Consider the following 9,944-nt stretch of genomic DNA (forward strand, 5'->3'; position numbering starts at 1 on the left):
CTACTTCGGTGAGTCTCTTCGCTTATGCCAGCTCGATTGCTGAATGGGAGACTGAATGGGCAGTGCATCTTCACTAAGGAGGAAATCGTTTGGGAATGTGGGTGATATTCATTGCGATACTCAAATCTTTTGGTCGTTAGTGCCGGCACATCCTCAACTCACCCAGGCTGTTCAGGCGCTTGGGCGTTAATTTCGTCTTATCAATTTACTAGCCGGCATACGTGATAGGGCGGTTCTCAATTAGCTGAAATATTGGGGAAGTCAGAAAGACTTTGGGGGGAAGCCCCCCAGACCCCCCATTGGGGAGGCAGTATCCTATGTGCTGTGCCATCCCCATAACTGCCGTGGACGGTTGCGTCCCCCAAACCCCCTCCAAAAGGAGCGATCTGCTGAGTGTCAATACCCTAAAGGGTGATTCTGAATGAGTTATTAGAATTTGAAATTTTAGATTGAACACAAGTGAAAATTGCTGTATCTGTTTCGCCGGCACTTCAGCAGTTTAAAGTCGTGGCAGCTTTGAAATAAGAGGCCGGTTTAATCGCTCTTGTTAAAATAAAATTCTGTTTAAAGTAATATAAATTATAGAAAATTCTCTTTTATATTTTATATTGGGTTTAGTTAGCTGTTAAATAGTGCTTTTTGGCGTTAAATAAAGAGCGAATTAGCTGAACTAAGCAACAGAGAAAAAATAAAACAAAAGGTCTGCCTAGAATTGGCAGACCTTGCGATTACTCAGTTTAAGTTAAACGAAATGTTAGTCAATGGTAATTGACTGAGGGCCACTGCTGTTGCCGTTGTTGTCTCTACCGGCAGATGTGTAGGTGGTGGTGCCGGCTTGCTTATCAAGCCAGCTTTTAACCGGCTCATCAGAAAGGTTAAGCCGGAGAATGCCGGAAAAGAATCCCCCCATGAAAGCAACGGGATTTTGGGCGAGTTCTTTAAAAACTGGTGTCAGTTCGTCAAGGAACATGGGAAGTCTCCTAATCGTGCCGGTGTGTTTGCGTCCTCTGGTATCCTAGCGCGTTCCTAGGGGGCAGTGGCGGGGGAGTGGCTAATTGTACTTACTCAGGTTTTTGCTCTGGCATCAGACATTTATCTGAATCACAACCGGCAGGACCGGCATCCGGCATTTCCCCTGAATCATAACGCTTGAGCGCAGCGAGGAAATTATCGGTTTGGCGACGAATCAGCACTTCTTGCATTAACCGCTCATAGGTTGACTTATCCACCGGCTCAAATGGCAAGCGCGGGAAGGCTTGCAGAGAGTCAAAACGCGCCAGAAGTGCGACTGAAATATAACCTTCGTCGTCTCGGATCGCTTCATAAATCTGCGTTCCCAAGGCTTCTATTTCACTCTCGCGCAATTCAATCGTTGCTGATGTGTTATGTCGCACATAGAATTTTTGAACTTGCATATAAAAGTCCATTTGTGCGAGTGCAGAAAACTGGTTGATGTCGATTTCATCAGCACCTGGTAAATCAGCCCAAGGGACAGCAACGGGAATTTCTACCAGCCATTCTGAACACCGGGGATCAAACGGATCGTTTAGAAGATTGCCGTTTTCATCTTTGTCAGATTGTGAAGGAATCACACTGTAACCGTAGTCAATACAAGCCAGTGCAACCGGGTCATTTTTCCGGAATGTAATGCGCCGAATAAATCGTTGCGCTTTGGGGGGATGCCAACCCGGACTTGCACTTGTCAGTAAGGATTTTGTGCCAGATGGTTGCACAGTCGTGCAGCGATTCGGGCGCTTCAATCCGTGCCGGTCACAGTAATCCCACACCACGCGATTCACAATATCTTTCCAGCGAGTGAGATACTCCTGTTCCTGCCGTTTAAACTCCACTCCTTGTGGTGTTGCCGGTCGTCCTTCTTGCCACCAGCGCAGCCAGTCTACGCCAAAGGCATTCACGAAGAAGTCGAACAAGCCGGTGAAGGAAACTCCTACAATCGGGTCTAATTCCCGGCTGTATTGATAGCGGGGTTCAATGAATTTGTGATTGAGCAATACCGCGACGGATAATGCGCCGGCGGTAAAGGCGTCCTCAATTTCTTTTTCGTTTTTCGGATTAATTTGATTTAAGTGAACCTCCGCAAGATTGCAGTGAAAATTAGAGCCAATAATTTCCAGTTTTGTTATCCTAAAGGCTTTTTATCCTTTAGTTCTACTGCTTTATTTTTGCAGTAGCTCCGCGTACCTTTTGCGCGTAATTCCTCTAATAATAGAGGAGTGCCTTTCTGTTACATGGTTAACCTGTAACTATCTGGCATCTTGTTTTCGCGCCCCCACACTCTTGGAGAGATTATATTCTAAATAACTTTTTTTATTGTCATCTAGTTTCACTCTCTACGCTGTACGGTGTCAAAAGCGTTTTAGTTCTTCTGATTACCACGGGATTAGCATTTCAGCTTTCCCCGTATTTGCGGGGTTTTTAACGTGAGGCAAAATTATCTACCACACGGGTTTAAGCCCAAACGGGCTAATCGATGCTCTAACTCCTGTTCTGGCATATTCGGATAGCTTGTGTGGAACCATTCCTTAATCGTTCCTTCTTGATAAGCTTTCAGAAATGCCTTTTTCGTTTCTTGATCCGACAATAAATCATTATTAGCTCTGGCGATGGCTTCACCGGCCCACTGAATTGCACCCTCGCCGGAATAATATTGTTTCCGCACCGCTTCTGTTGTTTCTTCCAGAGTGGGTTTAGAGTGGAAAACTCTGGTGTGGTTTGCCATCCGCAGCGCATCTCTTTCGGGGTCAATTCGCCAGTTCCCGTTTTCATCTTGCTGCCAGAGATTCGTTTTAGCGCCGGCAAACAAATCATCCTCGCTTGAACCTTGTCTCATGCCAGCTGATCTTCGCACGTTGCCGGCCACCACCACCACCGCTGCTTCATCAATCAGCACACAACACTCAACTGAGTTAAGCTGCCGGCCTAATGCTTTATTCAAAATTGCGGCGCAACGCTCATATAACTCTGGTAACTTAATCGGATTTGCGACCCCACCAAACCCTTTTAAGGGTTCTCCCGCCGGCCTGACATCACTAATATTAATGATGACTTTAACTTCGTCTGAAAAACGCTCATCTGTTGACAATTCTAGCAAAGTTTGATAAGACTTTACCCAACCTTGACGAGAATCTCCAACATGAATTAATACCTCGTTTCCAGTGATTTTGACTTCTGATTTTTCACGGCGATTTTGTGCGGGAGTTAAGCCGATTTCGCCTTGAATTTCAACATTGAGCCGATTGCGAATTGCCGGCAATTGGTTGATATACTTCGGTTCGAGGACTGCGCCGGTGCCACAACCCATCATTGCCAAATCCATCAGCAGACCAAAGGCACGCCAGTCAGCGATGTTTGTTGATGAACAGTTGTACGCACCTGAGAAATTTTGGGATTGCTCAATCCATTCGCTGCCCCCAACCCACAGCCAGCGCCCGGAGGTAAGCGCTTTGAGCCGGCGCTGCATCTGCATCAAAAGTTCAATTTCATCCGGGGTGAGTTTGCCAAGTTTCGCCAACCCCCCCACAGTGCGCTCACACACCTCTTCCCAGGTCTCTCGACCGGCTGCTGTGCGGCGGCTGTACGTTCTAAAAAATACCGGATTGGCTGCCGGTGCCGTTTCGGGAAACTCGCCGGTTGGGCGTGTGCGCTCTAATTCTCGAACCATAAGTCTTATCGGGTCAGGACACATCAGTAGATCATGACTATATCAGATATGGGGTTTAAACCTTTTGAAAAGGGTCATTGTGCGCTAGCTATAGAGGTTCTGGGGTTGCCGGTTTTTAGGACTAATTCTGTGTAAAGCCAGAGTTCCTTGAGGTATGGTGGAAGGGGCTATTTGATGTCAAGTATTTTAGTTGACAACATTTATACAAATAGAGTTTTTGCCGGCAAGATTGCGGTCAAATCCTAAGCTAAACCCTGAGAGACAAATCCTGCCCAATTATAGGGACTGACAAAGGGCAAGGGTTGCCGGCAAAGTCGTCGTAATCGCAATCGCTGACGCTCAACAATTTCTGTTTGATTTTCTCCCCATTACCAATGAGACAATCGAGAAAAAAAAGTGATTTTAGACGCCACCGGAAACATTGAAACCGTGATGGGATTTGACCCTCACTTTCAATCTTTTCAGCAGCCGCATGGCAAAATAGAAGTTTCTCCTAGTCACTCTGCCAGCTTATTTGTGCTTTGGTTTACGCTTCTATTGGCTCAAGCGCTTATGTTTTGGAAGCAAAAAAAGTAAAGAATAGCCTGCAAAGTTATGCAACAGTGCAAACCTTCAGAGTCGCCAAGCGTTAAAACCAGCTCAATTAGCGAGCATTGTGGTGCCGATGGCGGAACGTTAGTTGTCGCATAACTTTTTAAAATTGGTATAATCTCAAGAGCAAAATTGTTGAAAAGCCGGCAGCCCACAATCAAGAGACAGCCTCGGCATCCTGCTCGACTTCTAGATATCTCTCACCGTCATGATTAGAATAAGAGTAATTTTTGTTCAATGAGATTGAATTTAGTGGCAAAAAAATGGATAATTTTTTGCTTGTGCTTTTTATTGGGCTTAAAATTAATTGCTGGAAGTAGCACCTATTCGCAAATACCCCCATCTACTGAGTCAGAACTACGCGGCGTTTGGTTAACGAACGTCACCAGTGGCGTTTTGTTTGTCCCTTGGGGAATCAACCGCGCACTGCACCAACTGTCTCAACTCAACTTCAACACCGTCTATCCCGTCGTCTGGAACCGGGGACATACCTTTTACCCAAGTGCTGTGGCGCATGATGTGACAGGGCGATCGCAAGAACCCCTGTTAGCAGTGATGCGCCCTTTTGAAGATACTCTGGCGGAAATTCTTAAGCAGGGACATCGCCGGCACTTAAAAGTCATCCCCTGGTTTGAGTATGGCTTCATGGCACCGGCACAGTCACAACTTGCCCAGCGTCACCCAGACTGGCTCACGACTAGGCGCGACAGCAGCAAAAATATTAAAGAAATTCCGGATGAACAGGCAGTTCAAGACGGCGCAAAGCGAACCCCGCAGCAGAATGCCGGCAAGCCTGGTATTTTTTCTGCTGCGTCATCTTTCCTGATTCGTAAGCAAGTTTGGCTGAATCCTCTGCATCCAGAAGTGCAGCAGTTTATCCGTGATCTGATTGTGGAAGTGGTTAGCAATTATGATGTTGATGGCATTCAGCTAGATGATCATTTTGGGATGCCGGTGGAGCTGGGTTATGACCCTTTTACTGTTAAGCTGTACCGGCTCGAACATCAGGGTCAAAATCCTCCGAATGATTTTCTAGATGAGGAGTGGATGCGCTGGCGTGCCGGCAAAATTACTCATTTCATGCAAGAGTTATTTCACGCAATCAAAGCTGTTAAGCCCGACGCGATCGTATCTCTTTCTTCTAACTCACAATATTTTGCTTATAGAAAGTATCTCCAAGATTGGCAAACTTGGGTAGAGCAAGGTTTAGTCGAAGACTTTATCTTGCAGGTATATCGCAATGATTTGAGCAGCTTTCAGGTGGACTTAGAGCAGCCGGCAGTTCAGCTCGCCCGCCGTAAAATTCCTGTTGGCGTGGGAATCACAACCGGCACCTGGAGAAATCCTGTAGCGATGAAACAGATTCAAAAGCAGGTGGGGCTAGTTCGCGAACGCGGATTTTATGGGGTATCCTTCTTCTACTGGGAGAGTTTGTGGAGTTATCTCACCCCAGAGTCGCCACGGCAACGGAGAAAGGGCTTTCAAGCAATTTTTTCTAATGCAGTTGTCAAAAGTAAATAATTTGCAGGGTGCTGTTTTACAAGATTTTTTAACCACAGATGATAACGCATCGTGCCGTTGGGCATACACAGATGGTTAACGGTTGGTGTGAAAGATACTGATGTGTAAATTAAATGTGTGTGAGTTCAAAGTTTGTAAAAACAGAATTCTTTGTTTGGTTGCAGTGGGTGCTGCTCACGCTTGCGGGTTTTTTAGTAAGTTTACTATTTATTGAAATTGGTGAGAGACCTGATATTGGAGCTTTTCAGGGGGCAATTGGGGGTGCGGCGATCGGGCTAGCACAATGGTTTTTTCTCAGATCGCGAATTTCTCACCCCTGGCGGTGGGTATTGGCGTGTGTGATCAGTTGGGGATTGCTGGGCTTCAGTGGCTTGGGTGCACTCGGCTGGTTTGCACCGGCAACCCCGCAAATTCCCCTGAGAATCGTTTATGGGGCGATAAACGGTGAACAGATGGGATTATTAATCGGGTTGGCGCAGTGGTTGGCGATCTGGAAACAAGTCACCGCAGGTTGGCGGTGGGTACTCACGAGTTCCGTATGCTGGGCGGTGGCGCTGGCTATCGGGTGGACAGTTGGCGGGTTGTTGAGCCAAGCTACGGGCTTATTCTTGGGAGAGGTGGTGGGTTTGGCTGTGGCATGGATTGTTGCTGCTGCAACCACAGGAATTCCGCTCGTTTGCTTTTTCGATTCCCATTAAAAAGAAATCTTAGCTAAATGTTCAGCCAGCGTTTTTGCTTAAATATGGGTAATAATTGCCTTTGGCTTGGATTTGTGGGGAGTTAGCTTTCTCCCGCACCTCAAGGCAAGCGATAGCAGTGCGAGATTATACCTGAAAAACTAAAGAATGAAAAAGATATTTTTGGCGTTTCTGATCATTTCTCTTTCATTTTTTAGGGTTGCATCTAGTCGGGCAGCAGAAATCGTCTTAGGAGTCGTGCGGAGTCCGGATAATGCCCAAGAGTGGGCCGGCATCACCGAGCGTTTAGATGCAGCAGGAATTGCTTATCGCACTATCGATATCGCGCAAATTAATCGGGCATCGGATCTAGCCGGCACCACAGTTATATTTTTAGCCAACATCGAAACCCTAACACCGGCACAAGTCAACGCCCTCGATGCCTGGATGAGCCAAGGTGGTCGAATTATCGCTTCAGGGCCGGTTGGCAGTCGCTCCTCAGCAGAAGTGCGTCAAGCCTTGCGCTCACTCCTAGGCGCATCCTGGGCGTTTCCCCTGCCCCAGCCTTCCGCAGTTCAAGGGATGCGAATTTGCACCGGCGACTGGCGCAACGCCCCGATTGGTGCTAAACCCTGCGACACCTGGGTATCTCCAGAATTAACCGCTACACCCGTTCCTGGAGGCGTCTTAATTCCCGCCGGCTTATCGAGCCAAACCGCTGCTACCTGGAGTTGCACCGGCACACAACCCTGTCCCAACACCTCATCCCCAGCCGTCGTCACCAGTGAACAAGCCACATTTTTTGGCTGGCAGTGGGGCAGCAAAGGTGCAGCATCCGCCGAAACTGATACAGCCTGGTTGCAAGCAACCCTCAGCCGTTATGGAGCAATTGAGCTTACTGATATGCCGGTGGCGAGGAGAGGGGGCGCAGTTGAATCTAGAAGAGAAGGAGAGGGCGAGCAAAGGCAAGGGGGCGCAGTTGAATCTAGAAGAGGGGGAGAGGGAGCGCAAAGGCGAGGGGGAGCGGCTGAGCGAGACAATTCTCAACCGGCAATCCCTAAATCCCCAAATCCCTCACAAAACTCTAGCGATCCAGCAGATCAAGTCGTGCCGGCACAAAGCGATCCGGCAGATCAAGTCGTGCCGGCACAACAAGAAATCAACCCCGACTCCCAAACCATCACTAGCGCTCAAGGTAACGCTATGCGCCAGGAACTCGCCGAACTTTTAGGGCGAGTTGAAAGTGCCTTATTATCTGCCAGCGCAGCCAATACTCCAGCAAATCTCGCCACAGAAACTCCGACAGAAGCCGGCAATAAATCTGCCACTCGTCCTGCGACAAATCAAGGGGCTGCGGAAAAAGCAATCGTTGAGGCGCGGCAAGTGTTGCAAGTATTTCCTCAACTGTTAGCACAAAAGAATTACACCGAAGCTCGCCGACAATGGGTCGCGGCGCGACGGCTGCTGTGGGAAAATTACCCGACCGATCAGCCTGTGGCTCAACCAGAAATTCGCGCCATCTGGTTAGATCGCGGCACCATCGTGAGAGCCGGCTCTGAGCGAGGACTGGCTGCGGTTTTTGACCGGCTGGCAGCGGCAGGCTTTAATACGATTTTCTTTGAAACCGTCAATGCCGGCTATCCCATTTATCCCTCTGAAGTCGCTCCAGAACAGAATCCACAGACGCGCCGGTGGGACCCCCTCGCTGCTGGGGTGAAATTAGCCCATGAGCGAGGCATGGAACTGCACGCATGGGTGTGGGTGTTCGCTGCCGGCAACCAGCGTCACAATGTACTGCTCAACCAGCCGGCGGATTATCCAGGGCCACTGATTAGTGCCCATCCAGATTGGGCAGGTTACGATCATCGCGGCAAGATGATTCCCACAGGACAAACGAAGCCGTTTTTAGACCCTGCAAATCCAGAAGTACGGCGCTACTTGCTCAAGCTATTGGATGAAGTTGTCAGCCGGTACGAAGTCGATGGGGTGCAGCTAGACTACATTCGCTATCCCTTTCAAGATCCGGCGCTTGGCAGCAGCTACGGCTATGGCAAAGCAGCACGTCAGCAATTTCGACAACTTGCAGGGGTTGATCCAGCGGATATTTCGCCAAGCGATACGGAATTGTGGCGGCAGTGGACGGGGTTCCGCATCCGCCAAATTGACTCTTTTGTTGCCGAGGCATCGAAACTGATTCGCAGCCGGCGTGCGAATGTGATGGTTTCAGCGGCGGTATTTCCCTTGCCTCGCAACGAACGCCTCAACAAAATCCAGCAGAATTGGGAAGAATGGGCGCATCAGGGAAATGTGGATTTGGTTGTGCCAATGACTTATGCAATGGATACCGGCGGGTTGCAAAAGTTGGCTGCACCTTGGCTGACTTTAGCGGCTGGAGTCAACAACAGCGCACCGGCACTGGGGGCAACTTTGATTTTACCGGCGATTCGGCTGCTGAATTTGCCTGAAGTGGTGGCAGTGGATCAAATTCAGGCATTGCGGGATTTGCCGGCACCGGGTTATGCCTTGTTTGCGGCAGAAAATATTAGTAACCGTTTACATGGCATTTTCAGCCGTACTCAAGGATGTGCCGGCGCAAACTGTACCGCAGCCGTTCCCTATCGGCAGCCTTTCGCCACTGCCGCCGGACGATTTAAGACATTGCAAAGGCAATGGGATTTTCTGCTGGCAAATAATCAGCTAAAAATAGCGGAACCGCAGTTAAGTGAGTTCACCGCCAAAACGCAAGCGCTGGAAAGTAGTTTAAACCTACTGGCAACTGAAGCATCTGCCGGTCATTTAGCCACAGCTCAACAATCGCTTAGCCGTTTTCAAGCAGAATTTGATGGCTGGATGCGCTTGTATTCCTCCGAAAATCCTTACCAAGTCCAAACCTGGAAAAATCACTTAGCGACGCTGGAAACCTTGCTGCGCTTCGGAGAGCGAGTAGAATTACCGCGATAATACTGCCACCTTCGTCTCTGCCTCAGAGAATGTTTGAAAAGTCGCAAAACAGATAACCCTTATTCCCCAGGTGGAGGAGAGAGAGTTTCCGGTTCCCTCTCCCACAGGACAGGGTTAGGGTGATGTTGCTTGGGAGTTCGATTCTACACTTTTCAAACATCCTCTCAGTTGAGCTATTGTTGGCCGGTATTCACAATTACGCAAAAGCCGAAGAGATAAAACCCTGAGTGATTGTCCGCGATCAGTATAAAAATTTATTTTCATCTGGGCGAAACTTTTCAATTGTCAAGAAAATTGCACTGCTTCTGAGCGATAGAAGCGGCAATTTTTTTAACAAAAATTTATTAAAATATCTTTTTTTAGCCTAAATTTCCGTACTTTCTCTGTAACTGTAAAAAAGAATAATATGGTATCTGTGGCAGTAATTTTACTGATGAATAGGCTTGTGTGTCAACAAATCAACGATTGGTAATCAGGCAGTGTGTTATATTGTGTAAAAAATCTTAACGGGC

Annotated in this window: 6 protein-coding genes; 3 read left to right on the plus strand and 3 right to left on the minus strand. The window is 48.2% G+C overall.

Translation table 11 applies throughout. The features are described from left to right. Nucleotides 1–754 precede the first annotated feature (754 nt). The 3 genes from H6F73_RS05980 to nrdJ (H6F73_RS05990) form a co-directional block, all read right to left on the minus strand. The gene (locus tag H6F73_RS05980) at nucleotides 755–970 is read right to left on the minus strand and encodes a hypothetical protein (protein ID WP_190671684.1); all 216 of its coding nucleotides are present in this window, start codon (nucleotides 968–970) and stop codon (nucleotides 755–757) included. A 91-nt stretch (nucleotides 971–1,061) separates the two neighbouring features. Beyond that, on the minus strand, nucleotides 1,062–2,144 hold the full coding sequence (nrdJ, locus tag H6F73_RS05985) for a ribonucleoside-triphosphate reductase, adenosylcobalamin-dependent (protein WP_347239499.1): 1,083 nt from the start codon (nucleotides 2,142–2,144) through the stop codon (nucleotides 1,062–1,064). A gap of 308 nt (nucleotides 2,145–2,452) precedes the next feature. Then, a complete protein-coding gene (gene nrdJ / locus H6F73_RS05990; RefSeq protein WP_190757879.1) occupies nucleotides 2,453–3,682 on the minus strand; it encodes a ribonucleoside-triphosphate reductase, adenosylcobalamin-dependent in 1,230 nt (409 codons plus the stop codon). Nucleotides 3,683–4,510: 828 nt separating this feature from the next. Here nrdJ (H6F73_RS05990) and H6F73_RS05995 point away from each other — a divergent pair. The 3 genes from H6F73_RS05995 (at nucleotide 4,511) to H6F73_RS06005 (ending at nucleotide 9,432) form a co-directional block, all read left to right on the plus strand. After that, nucleotides 4,511–5,794 (plus strand): glycoside hydrolase family 10 protein, encoded by a 1,284-nt coding sequence (locus H6F73_RS05995; protein WP_190757880.1) that lies wholly within the window; start codon nucleotides 4,511–4,513, stop codon nucleotides 5,792–5,794. 119 nt (nucleotides 5,795–5,913) lie between these two features. Continuing rightward, nucleotides 5,914–6,492 (plus strand): hypothetical protein, encoded by a 579-nt coding sequence (locus tag H6F73_RS06000; RefSeq protein ID WP_347239479.1) that lies wholly within the window; start codon nucleotides 5,914–5,916, stop codon nucleotides 6,490–6,492. Nucleotides 6,493–6,639: 147 nt separating this feature from the next. Further along, nucleotides 6,640–9,432 (plus strand): family 10 glycosylhydrolase, encoded by a 2,793-nt coding sequence (locus H6F73_RS06005; protein ID WP_190757882.1) that lies wholly within the window; start codon nucleotides 6,640–6,642, stop codon nucleotides 9,430–9,432. The last annotated feature ends 512 nt before the right edge of the window (nucleotides 9,433–9,944 follow it).

The sequence above is a fragment of the Microcoleus sp. FACHB-68 genome, assembly GCF_014695715.1.
Taxonomy (GTDB): Bacteria; Cyanobacteriota; Cyanobacteriia; order Cyanobacteriales; family Oscillatoriaceae; genus FACHB-68.

What these genes read in the sequence shown, in the direction of transcription:
- H6F73_RS05980 (WP_190671684.1), bottom strand. Translation starts at nt 970, where the DNA reads ATGTTCCTTGACGAACTGACACCAGTTTTTAAAGAACTCGCCCAAAAT.
- nrdJ (WP_190757879.1), bottom strand. Translation starts at nt 3,682, where the DNA reads ATGGTTCGAGAATTAGAGCGCACACGCCCAACCGGCGAGTTTCCCGAA.
- H6F73_RS05995 (WP_190757880.1), top strand. Translation starts at nt 4,511, where the DNA reads ATGAGATTGAATTTAGTGGCAAAAAAATGGATAATTTTTTGCTTGTGC.
- H6F73_RS06005 (WP_190757882.1), top strand. Translation starts at nt 6,640, where the DNA reads ATGAAAAAGATATTTTTGGCGTTTCTGATCATTTCTCTTTCATTTTTT.